This window comes from Burkholderia sp. PU8-34 (assembly GCF_053427725.1).
The window spans coordinates 16,812-32,627 of record NZ_JBSAXC010000028.1 but is presented as its reverse complement, the minus strand read 5'-3'; the positions used below and the strand labels follow the sequence as shown (position 1 = coordinate 32,627).

20 protein-coding genes are annotated in these 15,816 nt (G+C 64.9%); 12 read left to right on the top strand and 8 right to left on the bottom strand.

Features of this window, described 5'->3' with window-relative positions; translation table 11 throughout:
- Nucleotides 1–267: 267 nt before the first annotated feature.
- Nucleotides 268–498 (bottom strand): GDCCVxC domain-containing (seleno)protein, encoded by a 231-nt coding sequence (locus tag ACV22Z_RS34305; RefSeq protein WP_448080691.1) that lies wholly within the window; start codon nucleotides 496–498, stop codon nucleotides 268–270.
- A 104-nt stretch (nucleotides 499–602) separates the two neighbouring features.
- Here ACV22Z_RS34305 and ACV22Z_RS34300 point away from each other — a divergent pair, with 104 nt between their 5' ends.
- A complete protein-coding gene (locus tag ACV22Z_RS34300) occupies nucleotides 603–818 on the top strand; it encodes a hypothetical protein (protein WP_448080690.1) in 216 nt (71 codons plus the stop codon).
- A gap of 25 nt (nucleotides 819–843) precedes the next feature.
- Here ACV22Z_RS34300 and ACV22Z_RS34295 read toward each other — a convergent pair whose 3' ends face one another.
- Genes ACV22Z_RS34295 through ACV22Z_RS34280 form a run of 4 tightly spaced genes read right to left on the bottom strand, consistent with a single transcriptional unit; the run spans nucleotide 844 to nucleotide 2,677 of the window.
- Nucleotides 844–1,065, bottom strand: a complete 222-nt coding sequence (locus ACV22Z_RS34295) for a hypothetical protein (protein WP_448080689.1) — start codon at nucleotides 1,063–1,065, stop codon at nucleotides 844–846.
- Between the two features lie 48 nt (nucleotides 1,066–1,113).
- Nucleotides 1,114–1,926 (bottom strand): fused MFS/spermidine synthase, encoded by an 813-nt coding sequence (locus ACV22Z_RS34290; RefSeq protein WP_448080688.1) that lies wholly within the window; start codon nucleotides 1,924–1,926, stop codon nucleotides 1,114–1,116.
- 5 nt (nucleotides 1,927–1,931) lie between these two features.
- Nucleotides 1,932–2,195, bottom strand: coding sequence for an HPr family phosphocarrier protein (locus tag ACV22Z_RS34285; protein ID WP_448080687.1), 264 nt, complete (start codon nucleotides 2,193–2,195; stop codon nucleotides 1,932–1,934).
- A gap of 26 nt (nucleotides 2,196–2,221) precedes the next feature.
- Nucleotides 2,222–2,677 carry a hypothetical protein gene (locus tag ACV22Z_RS34280; RefSeq protein ID WP_448080686.1) on the bottom strand — a complete coding sequence of 152 codons (456 nt, stop codon included), beginning with the start codon at nucleotides 2,675–2,677 and terminating at the stop codon, nucleotides 2,222–2,224.
- Nucleotides 2,678–2,893: 216 nt separating this feature from the next.
- Here ACV22Z_RS34280 and ACV22Z_RS34275 point away from each other — a divergent pair, with 216 nt between their 5' ends.
- Nucleotides 2,894–3,238, top strand: coding sequence for a zinc ribbon domain-containing protein YjdM (locus tag ACV22Z_RS34275; protein WP_448080685.1), 345 nt, complete (start codon nucleotides 2,894–2,896; stop codon nucleotides 3,236–3,238).
- Between the two features lie 89 nt (nucleotides 3,239–3,327).
- Nucleotides 3,328–4,164: a spermine/spermidine synthase domain-containing protein gene (locus tag ACV22Z_RS34270; RefSeq protein WP_448080684.1), complete on the top strand. Its 837-nt coding sequence runs from the start codon at nucleotides 3,328–3,330 to the stop codon at nucleotides 4,162–4,164.
- A gap of 25 nt (nucleotides 4,165–4,189) precedes the next feature.
- On the opposite strand, the gene ACV22Z_RS34265 is transcribed toward ACV22Z_RS34270, so the two are convergent.
- Nucleotides 4,190–4,375: a CopG family transcriptional regulator gene (locus ACV22Z_RS34265; protein WP_448080683.1), complete on the bottom strand. Its 186-nt coding sequence runs from the start codon at nucleotides 4,373–4,375 to the stop codon at nucleotides 4,190–4,192.
- A gap of 103 nt (nucleotides 4,376–4,478) precedes the next feature.
- The gene (locus ACV22Z_RS34260) at nucleotides 4,479–5,273 is read right to left on the bottom strand and encodes a YoaK family protein (protein ID WP_448080682.1); all 795 of its coding nucleotides are present in this window, start codon (nucleotides 5,271–5,273) and stop codon (nucleotides 4,479–4,481) included.
- Between the two features lie 248 nt (nucleotides 5,274–5,521).
- Here ACV22Z_RS34260 and hyfB point away from each other — a divergent pair, with 248 nt between their 5' ends.
- The 9 genes from hyfB (at nucleotide 5,522) to ACV22Z_RS34215 (ending at nucleotide 15,104) form a co-directional block, all read left to right on the top strand.
- Nucleotides 5,522–7,528: a hydrogenase 4 subunit B gene (gene hyfB / locus ACV22Z_RS34255; RefSeq protein ID WP_448080681.1), complete on the top strand. Its 2,007-nt coding sequence runs from the start codon at nucleotides 5,522–5,524 to the stop codon at nucleotides 7,526–7,528.
- Nucleotides 7,522–8,472: a respiratory chain complex I subunit 1 family protein gene (locus ACV22Z_RS34250; RefSeq protein ID WP_448080680.1), complete on the top strand. Its 951-nt coding sequence runs from the start codon at nucleotides 7,522–7,524 to the stop codon at nucleotides 8,470–8,472. The genes hyfB and ACV22Z_RS34250 overlap by 7 nt, the downstream gene beginning before the upstream one ends.
- The gene (locus ACV22Z_RS34245) at nucleotides 8,473–9,132 is read left to right on the top strand and encodes a formate hydrogenlyase (RefSeq protein ID WP_448080679.1); all 660 of its coding nucleotides are present in this window, start codon (nucleotides 8,473–8,475) and stop codon (nucleotides 9,130–9,132) included. It begins immediately after the preceding gene.
- The gene (locus ACV22Z_RS34240) at nucleotides 9,125–10,588 is read left to right on the top strand and encodes a hydrogenase 4 subunit F (RefSeq protein ID WP_448080678.1); all 1,464 of its coding nucleotides are present in this window, start codon (nucleotides 9,125–9,127) and stop codon (nucleotides 10,586–10,588) included. Before ACV22Z_RS34245 ends, ACV22Z_RS34240 begins: the two co-directional genes overlap by 8 nt.
- A gap of 3 nt (nucleotides 10,589–10,591) precedes the next feature.
- Nucleotides 10,592–12,151: a hydrogenase large subunit gene (locus tag ACV22Z_RS34235; protein WP_448080677.1), complete on the top strand. Its 1,560-nt coding sequence runs from the start codon at nucleotides 10,592–10,594 to the stop codon at nucleotides 12,149–12,151.
- A complete protein-coding gene (locus ACV22Z_RS34230; protein WP_448080676.1) occupies nucleotides 12,151–12,666 on the top strand; it encodes an NADH-quinone oxidoreductase subunit B family protein in 516 nt (171 codons plus the stop codon). The genes ACV22Z_RS34235 and ACV22Z_RS34230 overlap by 1 nt, the downstream gene beginning before the upstream one ends.
- A 99-nt stretch (nucleotides 12,667–12,765) precedes the next feature.
- Nucleotides 12,766–13,110 carry a hypothetical protein gene (locus ACV22Z_RS34225; protein ID WP_448080716.1) on the top strand — a complete coding sequence of 115 codons (345 nt, stop codon included), beginning with the start codon at nucleotides 12,766–12,768 and terminating at the stop codon, nucleotides 13,108–13,110.
- 2 nt (nucleotides 13,111–13,112) lie between these two features.
- Nucleotides 13,113–13,325, top strand: coding sequence for a twin transmembrane helix small protein (locus ACV22Z_RS34220; protein ID WP_448080675.1), 213 nt, complete (start codon nucleotides 13,113–13,115; stop codon nucleotides 13,323–13,325).
- Nucleotides 13,326–13,553: 228 nt separating this feature from the next.
- On the top strand, nucleotides 13,554–15,104 hold the full coding sequence (locus tag ACV22Z_RS34215) for a phospholipase D-like domain-containing protein (RefSeq protein ID WP_448080674.1): 1,551 nt from the start codon (nucleotides 13,554–13,556) through the stop codon (nucleotides 15,102–15,104).
- 168 nt (nucleotides 15,105–15,272) lie between these two features.
- On the opposite strand, the gene ACV22Z_RS34210 is transcribed toward ACV22Z_RS34215, so the two are convergent.
- The gene (locus tag ACV22Z_RS34210; protein WP_448080673.1) at nucleotides 15,273–15,761 is read right to left on the bottom strand and encodes a substrate binding domain-containing protein; all 489 of its coding nucleotides are present in this window, start codon (nucleotides 15,759–15,761) and stop codon (nucleotides 15,273–15,275) included.
- Nucleotides 15,762–15,816: the final 55 nt, after the last annotated feature.

Here is a 15,816-nt window from a genome sequence, read left to right as displayed (position 1 = left end):
CACTTGCACTTGCCGTTGGCCCATGCGATCTGGGCGGCGACACGCGACGCGATCTGTCACGTGTGGACGATGATGGGCGAATTGTCGATGACGAACTGATCGGCGGGAACGCGAACTTTCCACGCAACGACCTGACCACCGGAACCCGAGCCGCGTAGCCCCGCGGTGCGCGCGTGACGCCCGTCGAACAGCGTGCGCCCGGGGGCGGCGCGACCGTGCATGCGTCCGGTGCTGCTGCCTCCGCCCCCGGCAAAAGCGAGCCGTGATTCAAGCGCAGGCGTCGCAGCCAGGCCCGCCGTTTCCGGATTGCTGCTTCGACGGGCACGGGACCGAGCCATACGAACAGAACACGCAGCAATCGCCCGGCTTGGGCCTCAGCAGCGCGTTGCATCCGTGGCATTCGTAGAAGAACTGGCACGTATCGACCGGCATGGTTTCCTGCCGGCTGAACCCGCAGTGCGGACAGGTCAACACGGATTCCAGCTGGAGTGCGGTCATGAGGCTCTCCGGGGTCAGGCCTGAACAACCTCGATTGTGAGGCTCAACCGATTCTCGCACCATAAGCGTTTCTTGCCAGAATTGCTCGCAATGCGCTGACCGACATGATGGGCCGGTACACATCGCTCGTCATCGCGCACCGGCTTTCGACGTTCCGGAGCGCGGACGCGATCCTCGTCTTCGAGCACGGCAGGGTGATCGAGGCGGGGCCGCATGCCATTCTGCTGGCGAGGCAAGGTGCGTACGCGCGGCTCGTCGCGCACCAGTCGGGCGTGCCCTTGACCGCCGGCGGTGGGTCGGACCGGATGCGCCTCGAATGATCGTCCGGGGCGCAATCAGCGGGCGCTATTTCCGGTTCTTCAGGAAGGTCCGGCCGGCCGTAGTAATTGAAATGCTCGGGCGGCGGTTCATCGGATAGTCGACAAATCCCGCGCTGATGAGCTCCCGCGTGACCGACCAACCCAGTGCGGGCGCCTCTCGCCCATAGCGGACCTCGGCAAGGCGTTCCAGTGCCCAGATTGCGGATGCCGAAATGGCTCGGGCGTTTGACGTATCGTTGTCGCTCATCGCTTCTCCAAGTATTGATCATGACCGGGTGCGCCGGGTGTTGCGGGATCAGGTGGCAACGCACGTGCCCAGGTGCGCCCAGTCGTAGCTGGCGCCGGCCTCGATGCGTACGGCCGCTTCGACGAGATCGATGCGGTGCGGTCCGGCGTGCTGACTCGCACGCGCGATCAGTGCCTCGAGCGACGGTAACGGCGCATCGTTCTTCCACGCGAAAGCAATCAGATTTGCGGCACTGCCTTCGGCCGGGGCAAGTGCGACCGATGGGCCGAACGTATCGCGAAGCCGCGCAAGACAGTCGCCAAGACGCGGGTCGTCTCTCAACAGGTTGGTCACCAGCACGCCATCGTCATTCAGCTGCGCGTAACAGGCCTGGTAGAAAGCCGCGCTGACGAGCTCGGCGGGCGCGCCGTCCGCATTGAAGCCGTCCAGCAACAGCACGTCGAAGGTTTGCGAGGTCGTCGACATGTAGTGCGCCGCGTCCGCGCAGACCACCGACAGACGCGCATCGTCGGGCGGGATGCAGAATCGGTCGCGCAGCGCGATCACTTCCGGATTGATTTCGATTGCGGTGATGTGCGCAGCCGGCAGTTGCCGATAGCAATACTTCACCAGCGAGCCGCCACCGAGCCCGATCATGCAGATGCGTCTGGGCGCAGGTTGCAGCAGCAGGAATCCCATCATCGTGCGCGTGTAGCCCATTGCAAGCGCATCGGGGGCGGCGCGCATCATCGTGCTTTGCATGCCGCGGCCATCGAAGCACAGCGTGACGAGGTACTCGGATTCCAGGACAACCGGTATGTCCGCGGCAGCGTTCGCGTGCAACGCGCGAGTGCTCGGGAATGGCAGGTCGACGGGCGGCATGCGGATCAGCCTTCCTGCAACAACGGCAATAGCGCCTGAAGCGCCGCCTCTTCATCCGGGCCGGCGGCCAGCACTTGAGCCGACGTGCCGCCACGCACCTGCAACGATGCGACCGCCATGCCGTCCTTCGCATTGCCGCGGCGCCCGTTTGCGATCAGCAGGATGTCGCTTTCGAAGCGGCGTGCCATGTCGACCAGCGCGTGCTGGGCAGCGTCCGCGCGATTCCGGTTCCAGCTTGAACCGATTTGAAAGTACACGACGGTTGCCACGTTCTTTGCGAAAGCCTCTGGACAGGTCATTGGGGGCAGTGCGCCGTGTCGATCTGGCAGCGCGTCAGAAACGCGCGAAACCCGATCTCCCACGTCGCGCTCTGCAAATCGAAGTCGATGCTGGCGAGCCGTTTCATTTCGCCGCTCAGGAACACCGCGCGCAGCGATCGAGGTGGCACGCCCTGTTTGAAACAACGGTCGTCGACGTCCAGCAGCAGGCACGGATGGCGCCTGAACCGCGCACTGGCGACCGAGATCGGATCCATCACATGCCGGGCCGACTCCCTCGGATAGACGAAGGCCAGATGGATCCCTGCCGCCGCGAGCTGCTCGCCCGCGTCGTGGAAGCGGTGAACCATCTGGAAGCCGCGTTCGCCGCCGCGCCCGACGCCCACGACGACGAGCCCTCGGCTTCCTGTCGTTTCCCGCAACGTTACGGCACGCCGATCGGGCAACAGCAGCACATCATCCAGCTCGAACATGTCGACATCCTCAGCGAAACCGCCCGCAAGTCCACTGAAAGGCGGTAAGCGATGAATTATAATCGAGCGGTAAGATTATGTGAATTGCATTATAATGTTTCGTGTGTCGCCATGTGCCCGTCGACAAGTCGACAGGCATGGTGGCCGACTCTGGCGAGCCAGGTTGCTCGCCCTTTTTTTTACTGACTGATCGAAACTGCCCTGATGGAAGCCGCAATGAACGCCGTCCCCTCATGCCCGCAATGCGCGATGGAAAACACGTACCAGGACGGCACGCTTTACGTGTGCGCGGACTGCGGTCACGAATGGTCGGCGAGCGCTGGCGCCGACGCGGGCGACGAACCTGCGGGTGATGTCGTCAAGGATGCGAACGGCAACGTGCTGTCGGATGGGGATTCGGTCGTGCTGATCAAGGACTTGCGCGTGAAGGGCTCGTCGATCACGTTGAAGATGGGCACCAAGGTGAAAAGCATCCGGATCGTCGGCGGCGATCACGAAATCGACTGCAAGACGGATGCCGGCAGCTTCATGCTCAAGGCGTGCTTTCTGAAGAAGGTCTGACCGGCTGCCCGCCATGGGCGGCATCGCTGTCCCGCGCGCTTCGTCGCGGATGATCCAATCGACTGTTTGATTAGCCGGGCATACCGAGAATGGATGAGGATCGAACATCCTACGACGCGTTCGTCAAGTTCCTGGCGACACCCATGCGTGATGGGCAGCCCGTCGTGCTGGAGACGCGGCACGCCGTGTCGCTGCACTTCGATCACTTCGCCACTCAGAGCTTCATGTCCGTAAGTAATCCTGACAAGCTCGCGCTGGGCTACACGCGCGTGATGATGGGATTTCTGCTGCTTCAGCCGGCTCCCGCGCACGTCTGCATGATCGGGCTCGGCGGGGGATCGCTGGCGAAGTACTGCTATCGGCATCTGCCCGAGGTTGCGATCGACGCCGTCGAGATCAGTCCCGAGGTGATCGCGCTGCGTGATGTGTTCAGGATTCCGGCGGACGACGCGCGGTTCACCGTGGTTTGCGCCGATGGCGCGGACTACGTGACGAAGGAGGACGTCCGCACGGATGTGATCCTGCTCGACGCTTTTGTTGCGGACGGCATGCCGGGCCGGTGCGCGGACATTGCATTCTTCGCCGCCTGTCGCGAGCGTTTGTCCGATGCGGGGGTCCTCGCGATCAACTTCACGGACGATGATCCGGCGCTGCCGATGCACGTCGAGCGGCTGCAAGCGGTGTTCGGCTCATCCTGCGCAATCGTCCGGTGCGGCGACGACAGCAATTTTGTTGCGTTCGCGTGGAAAAGTGACGACCGGTTGCCATCGACGCAGGTCTTGCTCGATCGCGCCCGCTCATTTGCGTTTGCCGGCGAGCTCGCGCTGACTTCTACGGCCAGGCGCCTGAAAGAAGGGGAGTGCCTCGATCCGAAGCGGCTGACGTGGCGCGCGCAAGGACACGCACACTGGGAAATTGGCGCTTGACCGGCGCCCGGGTTCAACCGGCGCTTTACTTCACGCGCTTGGCAAGCGGGCTCTTCGTCTTGTAAGTCACGCCGTGACGGTCGAGATACTCGCGGATCAGTTGCCGTACGACTTGCGACGGCGTCAGATCTTGCGCCGAGCAGAGCATCTCGAATGCTTCTTTCTTGGCGGGGTCGATCAGGACGGTCAGGCGTGCGGTTTTCGTTTCCATTGCGAGCGCAGGTCGGCAAATATGTTAATCGAATTATAATGCATTTGCCTTCCGCGGCACGCCCGCGAATGCTCGAGCTGCCTGAATTCGCCGGCATTCCGGGTCAGGACTCGTCCCGCCTCGCGCCGGATCGACGCCCGCGGTCGAGCCGATACAGGTAGGTCAGCGCGTCATCGGCTACGGGCACGATAGCGAGTGCGACAAGTGCGCCGGCGAGCGGCACGGTCGACACATAGCCGACATGCTTGAAGCCGATTGCGCCGGCCAGGCCGCCGACGAAGAACGACGCGAGCATCGTGCCGTGGATCCTCAGCTTCGCGCGGTTTGCGATGACCGCGTGCGCGTCTGCGGCGATTGCCGACCTGTTCCAGTAAAAGAGCTTGCCGAGCTCGATACCGAAGTCGGTCACGATGCCGGTCATGTGCGTCGTGCGGATTTCCGCGCCCGACAGCTTCGTGATCATCGCATTCTGCAGCCCCATGATAAAGCACAGCAGGATGACGGTTACGGGGACGAAAAACGCTTCCCATAGCGCGAGGTGGCTGCCGAGCAGGCCGAACAGCAGGAGCAGCGCGGCCTCGACCAGTAGCGGCAGCACATACTGGCTTTGCAGGCTGCGCCGCCGGCCCCAGTTGACGAGCACCGCCGAGCACCCCGCTCCGACGAGAAACGACGCCAGTGAACCGATGCCGGCGAGCACGAGCCGGATGTCGCCGAGCGCTGCCTGATCCGCGATCGCCGACACGATGCCGCTCATGTGCGACGTGTATTGCTTGACCGCAAGGAACCCGCCGGCATTGGTTGCGCCGGCGACGAAGGCGAGCGAAAACCCGAGCTGACGGTTTGCGGTCGCGGTGCGGTGTTTTCCCGTCAGGCTTCGAAAGTACTGCGCAGGCATAGGATCCTCACTCAATCGCTCGGAACAGCGGCAAAGACGCGGCGGATGAGGCCTTCGGGCAGCGCACGCCGGCGAGCTGTACGCAGGGTGGCCCAATTTCGTCGAACATGTTGCTCACATGATAACGTGATTATCATGTTCTGTTATCCGGATTGGCCTTTCGATGTCATAATACGGACGGAACGAGCCCGGGATTCCGGGCTCGTTTCATGCCCTCGTCCAATCCGAGCGTACTGGAGACATCCCGGATGGCACCCGTGCCGGTCGTTCACTTCGTCCTGCTGGTCGCAGCCGCGTGGCTCGCGATCGGCGCGCTGGGTCTCGGGGTGCTGCATCGCACGCGGTTCGTTGCGCACGGGCTGTTTCCGCTCGGTGCGCTGGGCGGGCTGCTGCTGGGAGCGGCGGGGCTCGCCGGCGTCTTCGCCGATCCAACCACCGCGGTGTTGCCGATCGGGCTGCCCGGGCTGCCATTCCATCTGCGCGTCGACGGGCTATCCGGCTATTTCCTGTTCGTGCTCGGCATCGTCAGCGCGGGAATCGGCGCCTTTTCCGCCGGCTATTTCCGCAAGGGCGAGGGGGCCGCGCCAGGGCTCATCTGCTTTGAGTACCACGTCTGCATCGCGAGCATCGCGCTCGTGCTCGTCGCGGACGATGCCTACGTGTTCATGGTCGCCTGGGAAACGCTGACGTTGTCCGCGACATTCCTCGTGATGACCAACCATCGGATCGGAGAGATCCGCCGCGCAGGCTATGTGTATTTCCTGATCTCGCACGTCGGCGCGCTGGCGCTGCTGCTCTGCTTCGGCATTCTGCAGGCGCGCACCGGCGACTACACGTTCGCCAACATGCGCGCGCAATCGCCCGACGCGTTCTGGGCGTCGCTCGCTTTCCTGTTCGCGCTGGTCGGGTTCGGCGCCAAGGCCGGCGTGTTCCCGCTGCACGTGTGGTTGCCGGACGCCCACCCCGCGGCGCCGTCGCCCGTATCGGCGCTGCTCAGCGGATTCGTGCTGAAAGTCGGCCTGTACGGCCTGCTGCGCACCGTGTTCGACCTGCTGCACGTGCAGATCGCCTGGTGGGGCGTGCTGCTGCTCGTGCTCGGCGTCGGCACCGCGCTGCTCGGCGTCGTATTCAGCACGATCCAGGTCGACATGAAGCGCCTGCTCGCGTATTCGTCGATCGACAACATCGGCCTGATGATCGTCGCGCTCGGCGTCGCGGTGCTGTTCCGTGCATACGGGATGACGAGCCTGTCGGCGCTCGCGCTGACTGCGATGCTCTACCAGATCGTCGCGCATGCGGCGTTCAAGAGCCTGCTGTTCCTCGGCACGGGGGCAGTGCTGCACGCGACCGGCGAGCGCAACCTCGGCAAGCTTGGCGGCCTGATCCGCTTCATGCCGTGGACCGCGTGGGCCGTGCTCGCCGGCGTCGGCGCCAGCGCAGGCTTGCCGCCGCTGAGCGGTTTCGTTGCCGAGTGGCTCCTGCTGCAGAGTTTCCTGTTCACGCCGGGTTTGCCGAATTCGGTGCTCGCGATGACCGTGCCGATCACGGCCGCGCTGATCGCGATGTCGGCCGCGCTCGCCGGCTATACGATGGTCAAGTTCTTCGGCATCGTGTTCCTCGGGCAACCGAGGGAAGCGAAACTGGCGCGCGCACGCGATGCGAATACCTGGGAACGGCTCGCGTTCTGCTGGTTCGCGGCGGCGGGTGTGCTGCTCGGATTGATGCCCGCGCAGTTCGTCAAGGTGCTGGATCGGGTCACGCACGCGCTGGTCGGGGCCGGTATCGGCGCGGACAACCACGGCTGGCTGCTGTTCGTGCCCGTGTCGACCGCGCGGGCAAGCTACATGCCCGCCGTGTTCATGCTGTTTTTCGTCGCCTGCTGCGGATTCGCGTGGGTGCTGGTGCGGCGCTTCTACCACGGCCGGTTGCGTCGGGCCGCGCCATGGGGCTGCGGGTTCCCGTTTACGACCGCGCGCATGCAGGACACGGCGGAAGGGTTCGGGCAGCCGATCCGGGAGATCTTCGCTCCGCTGCTGCGCATCGAGCGGCAATTGCCATCGCCGTTCGATGCGCAGCCGGTGTACCGGGTCTCGGTCACCGATCGCACGTGGTCCGCGCTGTACGACCGCGTCGCGGCGCTGACGCAACGCATGGCGGAATGGGCGGGCCGCCTGCAGACGGGCAAGATTGCCGTGTACCTGACCTACAGCTTCGCCGTGCTGATCCTGCTCCTGATGCTGGTGAGACGATGGTGACCGTATCCGGCGTGTTATCGCAAACCCTCGAGATCGTAGTGGCGCTGGCTGCCGCGCCGCTGCTCACCGGCTGGGTCAACCAGTGCCGCGCGTGGCTGCAGAACCGGCGCGCGCCCAGCATCTGGCAGCCGTACCGGATGCTCCACAAGCTGTTCAACAAGGAGTCGGTCGTTGCCTACGGCGCCAGCCCGGTGTTCCGGGGCGCGCCCTATGTCGTCTGGGCGGCGATGACGCTTGCCTGTGCGATCGTGCCGACGCTGTCGACCGAGTTGCCGATGTCGCCTGCCGCGGACGCGATCGCGCTCGTCGGCCTGTTCGCGCTCGCGCGCGTTGCGCTGTCGCTCGCCGCGATGGACGTCGGCACGGCATTCGGCACGCTCGGCGCCCGCCGCGAAATGCTGATCGGTTTCCTCGCGGAGCCGGCACTGCTGATGGTGCTGCTGTCGGCGTCGCTGATCACGCAGTCGACACTGCTGACGAGCATCGTCGCGACGCTCGGCCGCGGTCAGCTCACGATCTATCCGAGCCTCGCTTTCGCGGGCATCGCATTCACCCTCGTATCGCTCGCCGAGAACGGCCGGCTGCCGGTCGACAACCCGGCCACCCATCTCGAACTGACGATGATCCACGAGGCGCTGATCCTCGAATATTCGGGGCGTCACCTCGCGCTGATGGAATGGGCGGCCAGCCTCAAGCTGTTTGCGTACTCGTGCATCGGCCTTGCGCTCTTCATGCCGTGGGGAATCGCCGAGGCGGGTAATCCGCTCGCGCTGCTGCTCGCGGTGCCGGCGCTCTTCGTCAAGCTGATGGCGGGCGGCGCCGCGCTCGCCGTGGTCGAGACCGCCAACGCGAAGCTGCGGATTTTCCGTGTCCCCGAGTTTCTTGCGACGGCCTTCCTGCTTGCGGTGATCGGCATGCTCGTCCATTTGCTGTTGGGGGCATGAATGCACGGCTACGCGACGCAACTGATCAATTTCCTCGCGGCGGTGCTGCTGATGCTGTCGTTCGCGATGCTGAGCCAGCGCCGGATCCTGTCGTTGATCCACCTCTATACGCTGCAGGGCGTCGCGCTCGTGTCGGCGAACCTGATCCTCGGTTTCGTGACGGGGGATGCTCACCTGTACGTGTCCGCCGCGATGACGCTCGTGCTGAAGGTCGGCGTGATTCCGTGGATCCTGTATCGGCTCGTGCGCAGGCTCGACGTCCAGGCCGACGTCGAGTCGCTGATCAACGTTCCGACGACGCTGCTGATCGGCATCGTGCTCGTGATCATCGCATTCAACGTGGCGGCGCCGATCAGCCAGCTCGCGACGTCGGTCGCGCGCGGCGCGCTCGGGATCGCGCTCGCGTGCGTGCTGCTGTCGTTCATGGCGATGATTACCCGCGCGAAGGCGATACCCCAGGTGATCGGCTTCCTGTCGATGGAGAACGGGCTGTTCTTCGCGGCAACGGCCGCCACCAACGGCATGCCGATGATCGTCGAGCTCGGCATCGGGCTCGACGTGCTGGTGGGGATCCTGATTCTCGGCGTGTTCATGTTCCAGATCCGCGAGCAGTTCGACAGCCTCGACATCCATCACCTCGAGACACTCAAAGATGAATGACGCCTACGTCGTGCTCGCGGTGCTCGGCATTCCGCTCGTGGCCGCCGCCTGTCTGGCGGGCGTGCGCCCCAGTCACGTCGCGCGCAACCTGAACGTCGGCTTCAGCTTCATGACGTTCGCAGCGACGCTCGTACTCGCCGCACGCACCGTCGAGCACGGGCCGTCGTTCGCGTTCGGACGCGCATTTTTCGTCGATCCCCTGAACGTCTACCTGGTCTCGCTGACCGCGTTCGTCGGCTGGACGACGTCGCTTTTTTCGCAACCGTACATGCAGGTCGAAGAGGCCCGCGGCCGGATGACGGCCGCGCGGATGCGGCTCTATCACAGCATGTACCAGTTCTTCATGTTCGCGATGCTCCTCGCGCTGCTGACCGACAACCTCGGCGTGCTGTGGGTCGCGATGGAGGCCGCCACGCTCGCGACCGTGCTGCTCGTCAGCGTCTATCGGACCGCCGCCAGCCTCGAGGCCGCCTGGAAGTACTTCATCCTGTGCGGCGTCGGTATCGCGCAGGCCTTGTTCGGCACGATCCTGCTGTACCTCGCCGCGAGCCGCCAGTTGACCGACGGCGATGCGCTGCTCTGGACGAGCCTCGCCGCGGTCAGGACGCACCTCGATCCGACCATCGTGTCGATCGCCTTCGTGTTCCTGCTCGTCGGTTATGGTACGAAAGTCGGGCTCGTGCCGATGCACAGCTGGCTGCCGGATGCGCACGCCGAAGGCCCGACGCCGATATCGGCAGTGCTGTCCGGGCTGCTGCTGAACGTCGCCTTGTATGCGGTGCTGCGCTGCAAGGTGCTCGCCGACGGCGCACTCGGCAACGGCCTGCCGGGCCGGTTGCTGGTCGGGTTCGGGCTCGTGTCGGTGCTGATTGCCGCGTTCTCGCTGTTCCGGCAGAAGGACGTCAAGCGGCTGTTCTCGTATTCGTCGATCGAGCACATGGGGCTGATGACGTTCGCATTCGGGCTCGGCGGCCCGGTCGCGACGTTTGCCGGCCTGCTGCACATGACCGTGCATTCCCTCGTCAAGTCGGCGATTTTCTTCGCGGTCGGCCACGCGGTACAGAAGGCCGGCACGCAAGCGATCGACGGCATTCGCGGGCTGCTGCAGGTCAGCCCGACGGTCGGCTGGGGCATGATGCTCGGCACGATCGCGATTCTCGGCCTGCCGCCGTTCGGCGTGTTTGCGAGCGAATTCCTGATCCTGACGACTGCGATGAACACGATGCCGTGGACGGCGCCCTTGCTGCTGCTCGGTCTCGCCGTCGCATTTGCGGCGATCTTCGCGCGCGTGCAGCGCATGGTGTTCGGTGGAACGACGACGGCGAAACCGCTCGAGCATCGCCCCGCGCTGCTGCCGGTATTCATGCATCTGGGGGCGGGGCTGATGCTTGGGCTGTATGTCCCGCCGTACCTGGCGACGTGGTATCGCCAGGCCGCGGCGATGCTGGCGGGGTGACGAATGCGACTCGAATCGATGCAGATTGCCGCCACCCGCGTCATGCGCGGCGTGGGCCAGATTTCCGCGGGAGTCGTTGACGCCGACGAATCGACGTGGCTCGAGATTGCGCGGACGGCGCAATCCGAGCGGCACCGGCTCGTTGCGATGTGGGGCAGTGAAACGGTCGAGCGCGTGTTTTCGGTGAATGCGGCATATGAATGCGCCGACGGCATACTGTGGGCGCGCCTCGCGACCGCTTGCAGGCGGGATGGCAGCGGGGATTATCCCGATCTCGCGCCCGTTTTCCCGTACGCGACCCGCATGCAACGGGCGATCTTCGATCTGACCGGCCTGCGGGCCCGGGGCGCCGAGGATACCCGGCCGTGGCTCAACCACGGCAACTGGCCCGACGATTATTTCCCGCTGCAAAAACAGGCGACGGGCGTCGAAGCCTTCGAGTCGAACGAGGCCGACTACCCGTTCGTCCAGGTCGCGGGCGATGGCGTGCACGAGATCGCCGTCGGGCCGATCCACGCCGGCATCATCGAGCCGGGGCATTTCCGGTTCTCGGTCGTCGGCGAGAAGGTGCTGCGCCTTGAACAGCGTTTCGGCTACCTTCACCGTGGCGTCGAGCGACTGTTCGAGCGAACCCCGGCGTCGTGCGGTCATCGGGTCGCAGCCAGGATTGCGGGCGATTCGACCGTCGCGTTCTCGTGGGCCTATTGCATGGCGCTCGAGCAGGCCTGTGGCGCGGCACTGTCGAGGCGCGCGCTGCATTTGCGCGCGATTCTGCTGGAACGCGAGCGCATTGCGAACCACCTCGGCGATCTCGGCGCGCTCGGCAACGATGCCGGGTTCGGGTTCGGACTCGCGCAGTTCTCGCGGCTCAAGGAAGACTGGATACGGATGAATGCGCGCCTGTTCGGGCATCGATACCTGATGGACCGGATCGTGCCGGGAGGCGTGGCGGTCGATGTTCGCTCCGAGGACGCGGCCGCACTGGCGGTGCAATGCGAACACATCGAACGCGAAGTCCGCGTCATGCGGAAAATCTACGAAGATCAGTCCGGGCTGCAGGACCGATTCCTCGGCACGGGTCAATTGACCGCTGCGGTGGCCGAGCATTTCGGCGTGCGCGGCCTGGCCGCCCGCGCCAGCGGTCAGACGTTCGACGTGCGCGCGAACGTGCGACCGGCTCCGTATGACGACATCGCGGTCGAGGTAGCCAATGACGCGCGCGGCGACGTCGCCGCACGGGTTGCCGTGCGCTTCGCCGAAATCGGCGAATCCCTGCGCCTGATCCGCGCGCTGCTGGCCGATCTTCCGGATGGCCCCGTCGCCGTCGACATGTCGCCTGCTACGGCGCCATCCGAAGGAGTGGGCTGGGTGGAGGGCTGGCGAGGGGACGTGTTCGTCTCACTCGATATCGCCCCGGGCGACGTCATCGCCCGATGCCATTGCCACGACCCGTCGTGGCAGAATTGGCCGGCGCTCGAGCATGCGATCATCGGCAACATCGTGGCCGATTTCCCGCTGATCAACAAGTCGCTCAACCTGAACTACGCGGGGCACGATCTCTGATGTGGCAGCTCATCCGACAATTCTGGCGCACCGATTTTCCCGCCGAACCGGCGCCGATGGCAGAAGATGCGTGGCGTCACGAGGAGCGGCAGATTCGCCAGGACATTCTCGATCTGCTCGGGCGCGCGCTGTGCATCCGGCAGATCGACGCGGGCTCGTGCAATGGGTGCGAGCTGGAGATCCATGCACTGAACAACCCGTACTACAACATCGAAGGGCTCGGCATCAAGTTCGTGGCGAGTCCCCGGCATGCCGACCTGCTGCTCGTCACCGGGCCCGTGACGCTGAACATGCGTGCCGCCATGCTCGCCGCTTACGACGCGACGCCCAGCCCGAAACTCGTTGTCGCCGCAGGCGAATGCGCGTGCACGGGTGGCATCTTCGTCGACAGTTACGCGGTGTGCGGCCCGGTCTCGTCGATCTTGCCGGTCGACGTGACGATTCCCGGGTGTCCGCCGCCGCCGGTCGATTTGCTGCGTGGCATCCTCACTGCCTGCCGGTCGCGCCGAGTCTGACGCCGAATCCGGTGAAGAACGCTTTCCACACATGAGCGACGACGCGCGTCGCCGCGCTTGAACAGGATGCTGCTCATCAATGACACAAGTTACCGCTTCATGACCCCGATCAAATTCATTCTCCGCTATACCGCCATCCCGCTTACTGCCATCGTGGCTGTCGTCATCTGGGCCGCGATGCCGTCCTCGAAGGAAATCGATGCAAGGCAGTATGCGGCGCTATCCCATGCGTACACGAGCTTTCCTTCTGCATTCCGACACGAAATCGCGAACGCGATGGAGCATGGCCGGATCAGCGATTGGGACTACCAGACGCTCGTGCGCGATTCGCTCTCCAACGGCGTCGCACTGGACTGGCCGGCGACGGGCGTTGGTGATGTCGCGGCCGAGCGGAGTAAACTCGCTGCAGTGATTCAAGCTGATTCCGATCTCGCAAGGCATTAAAAATGAAAGCTCTACTGGTTGCTGTCGCATTCGTTCTGATTATCGGCAGCCTGATTTCCGCGCTGTACTTCATGAATCGCGACCGGGGGACGACCAAGCGCATGGCATGGTCGCTCGCGGCGCGCGTCGGGTTGTCGATCACGCTGTTTCTGGCGCTCCTTCTCGCATACTGGCTTGGCTGGATCGAACCGACCGGGCTTCCGATCGGGCGTTGACGGGCCGGTTGAAGGCCGTGCACGGGGCGTGCCTGCCGTGATCGAGTGAGGAAATCAGCGGCAGGTGGCGTGCTTGCACGCGATGTCCGGGTCCAACCGGCGCGCTCGGGTCACACGATGAGCATTCGGGGATTTTCGCCAGCGCGGGCACCGGCAAGTATGCTGTGCGTCGTCCGGGACATCCGGCCGCCGTAATAGATATGCTTCGCCGGGGAGAGAGAACGGCTCATGGTCACGCTGCGTTCGTTGAGTGCGATGCTTTCGCTGCTGGCGCTGGTCGCATGCGCCAGCCTTCCGCCGCTGACCGACCGCGCACCGACGCACGCGATCACCGACACCGCCAACACGCGCCTCGGCATCGCATTTCGTCCGCGAGCCGACGCCCACCCGGGCCAGGATGCGTTTCACCTGCTGCGGGATCCGGTCGACGCGCTGGACGCGCGCGTGCTGCTGGCCGACCGTGCGGACCGTTCGCTCGATCTCCAGTACTACATCTGGCACGACGACCTGACCGGGCACGAGCTCGCCGATGCGGTCATGCGTGCGGCGGATCGCGGCGTGCGGGTACGCGTGCTGCTCGACGATCTCGGCACGAACGCGGACGACCGCAAGCTGCTCGAGATCAGCGCGCATCCGAACATCGAGATCCGGCTCTTCAACCCGGTCGCCGCCCGCACGTTCAAGAAGATCGGCGCGGCGCTCGAATTCGCGCGCGTCAATCGGCGCATGCACAACAAGGCGATGATCGCGGACAACCAGGCCGCGATCGTCGGCGGCCGCAACATCGGCGACGAGTATTTCGGCGCATCGTCGATGCTCGAATTCGGGGATCTCGACGTCGTCGTGCACGGCCCCGTCGTGACCGACATCTCGACCGAATTCGACACGTTCTGGAATTCCCCGTACGCGTACCCGATCGACACGCTCGTCGGTCACGACGCGGCGCCGGGCGGGCTGGAGGAGGAGCGCGAACGGTTGCGCGACTACCTGCGGGCCATGGAGGACAATCCATACGTGCTGCAGGCGAAGCAGCGGCTCGACCAGATCATTCATGGCCAGGGCACCGAACTGTCGTGGGGGCAGGCGACCGTGCTGTACGACGATCCGTCGAAGATCGCGCACGCGCCGAACGACAACGAAGGGCACCTGATGCCGAAGCTGCGCGCGCTCGCGCTGCAGCCCGAACACGAACTGCTGATCGTGTCGCCGTATTTCGTGCCGGGCAAGGACGGCGTCGAGCGGCTTCGCGCGCTCGCCGCGCGCGGCGTGCGCGTGACGGTGCTCACCAATTCGCTCGCATCGACCGACGTGGCGGCCGTGCATGCCGGCTACCGGCGCTACCGGCGCGATCTCGTCGACGCGGGCGTGCGGCTGTACGAGCGGCGGCCGTCCGGGGACAAGAGCATTTCGAAGCAGGTCGTGTTCGGGTCGTCGCGCGCGTCGCTGCATGCGAAGACGTACGTGTTCGACCGCACAAGCATCTTCATCGGTTCGATGAACCTCGATCCGCGCTCGCTGAAGCTCAACACGGAAATCGGCGTGTATTGCGAGAGTCCGGCAATCGCGTCCGATGTCGCGGCGGACCTGGCATCGCGGCTCGACCGGATCGCATGGCGCGTGGAACCGAGGACCGATCCGGCCGGGAAAGGGCGGCTCAAGTGGATTCAGACCGACGAAGACGGGTCGACGACCGAACTCGTTGCGGAGCCGGAAGTATCGGCGGCGCGCCGGATGGAAATCTGGTTTCTCGGGCTGTTGCCGATCGAGTCGCAGTTGTGAGCATGACGTGGTGAGCGATCGCGGCGGGTACGTTCGCCCGTGTCAGACGCAGGTCATGACGGATCCTCGTCGGCAGGTTGACGACACGGGACGAACGGCGTACGGAACAGGTCTCCGGCTCGCGCCGGTCCACTAACGAGGATTTCCGTCTTACCAACGGGACGACCGTCAGTCCAGCCAGTCCCGCTCGTCGGCAAAGACGGCCGCATAGAAATCGATGAACGCGCGCACCTTCGACGACACGGTCTTCTTCGGCGGATAGACGGCCCAGATCGCCGGCGCCGCGCGCGACGGCTGCACGGCCCAGTCCGGCAGCAGATGCAGAAGCCGGCCGTCGCGTATCGCGTCCGCGACGGCCCATGTCGGCAACAGCGCGATGCCTTGCCCGGCGATCGCGAGATCGAGCAGCGCATCGGTGTCGTCGATCCGCACGCGGCCGTGCAGCCTGACTGCCGATTCGATCGGTGCGCCGTGCTGGTCGGGCTTGCCGTTCGTATTGCGCCGAACGAAATACCACTTGTCGTCCGATGCGAGGGTAAAGCGCAACGCCGCATGCTGCGCGAGATCGTCGGGCGCGGCCGGTGCGCCGTGCTGTTCGACGTATGCGGGGCTCGCGGTCACGACCCGGCGATGGACGGCGAGCTGGCGCGCCATCAACTGCGAAGTCGGATGGCTGGATTCTACGCCGCCGTCCTCGCGCCGCCTCAACGGC

Coding starts and splice junctions, on each gene's coding strand:
- ACV22Z_RS34240 (WP_448080678.1), top strand. CDS start 9,125: ATGAATGACGCCTACGTCGTGCTCGCGGTGCTCGGCATTCCGCTCGTG.
- ACV22Z_RS34305 (WP_448080691.1), bottom strand. CDS start 498: ATGACCGCACTCCAGCTGGAATCCGTGTTGACCTGTCCGCACTGCGGG.
- ACV22Z_RS34275 (WP_448080685.1), top strand. CDS start 2,894: ATGAACGCCGTCCCCTCATGCCCGCAATGCGCGATGGAAAACACGTAC.
- ACV22Z_RS34225 (WP_448080716.1), top strand. CDS start 12,766: ATGACCCCGATCAAATTCATTCTCCGCTATACCGCCATCCCGCTTACT.
- ACV22Z_RS34265 (WP_448080683.1), bottom strand. CDS start 4,375: ATGGAAACGAAAACCGCACGCCTGACCGTCCTGATCGACCCCGCCAAG.
- ACV22Z_RS34235 (WP_448080677.1), top strand. CDS start 10,592: ATGCGACTCGAATCGATGCAGATTGCCGCCACCCGCGTCATGCGCGGC.
- ACV22Z_RS34300 (WP_448080690.1), top strand. CDS start 603: ATGATGGGCCGGTACACATCGCTCGTCATCGCGCACCGGCTTTCGACG.
- ACV22Z_RS34280 (WP_448080686.1), bottom strand. CDS start 2,677: ATGTTCGAGCTGGATGATGTGCTGCTGTTGCCCGATCGGCGTGCCGTA.
- ACV22Z_RS34270 (WP_448080684.1), top strand. CDS start 3,328: ATGGATGAGGATCGAACATCCTACGACGCGTTCGTCAAGTTCCTGGCG.
- ACV22Z_RS34260 (WP_448080682.1), bottom strand. CDS start 5,273: ATGCCTGCGCAGTACTTTCGAAGCCTGACGGGAAAACACCGCACCGCG.
- ACV22Z_RS34250 (WP_448080680.1), top strand. CDS start 7,522: ATGGTGACCGTATCCGGCGTGTTATCGCAAACCCTCGAGATCGTAGTG.
- ACV22Z_RS34230 (WP_448080676.1), top strand. CDS start 12,151: ATGTGGCAGCTCATCCGACAATTCTGGCGCACCGATTTTCCCGCCGAA.
- ACV22Z_RS34290 (WP_448080688.1), bottom strand. CDS start 1,926: ATGCCGCCCGTCGACCTGCCATTCCCGAGCACTCGCGCGTTGCACGCG.
- ACV22Z_RS34220 (WP_448080675.1), top strand. CDS start 13,113: ATGAAAGCTCTACTGGTTGCTGTCGCATTCGTTCTGATTATCGGCAGC.
- hyfB (WP_448080681.1), top strand. CDS start 5,522: ATGGCACCCGTGCCGGTCGTTCACTTCGTCCTGCTGGTCGCAGCCGCG.
- ACV22Z_RS34245 (WP_448080679.1), top strand. CDS start 8,473: ATGCACGGCTACGCGACGCAACTGATCAATTTCCTCGCGGCGGTGCTG.
- ACV22Z_RS34215 (WP_448080674.1), top strand. CDS start 13,554: ATGGTCACGCTGCGTTCGTTGAGTGCGATGCTTTCGCTGCTGGCGCTG.
- ACV22Z_RS34295 (WP_448080689.1), bottom strand. CDS start 1,065: ATGAGCGACAACGATACGTCAAACGCCCGAGCCATTTCGGCATCCGCA.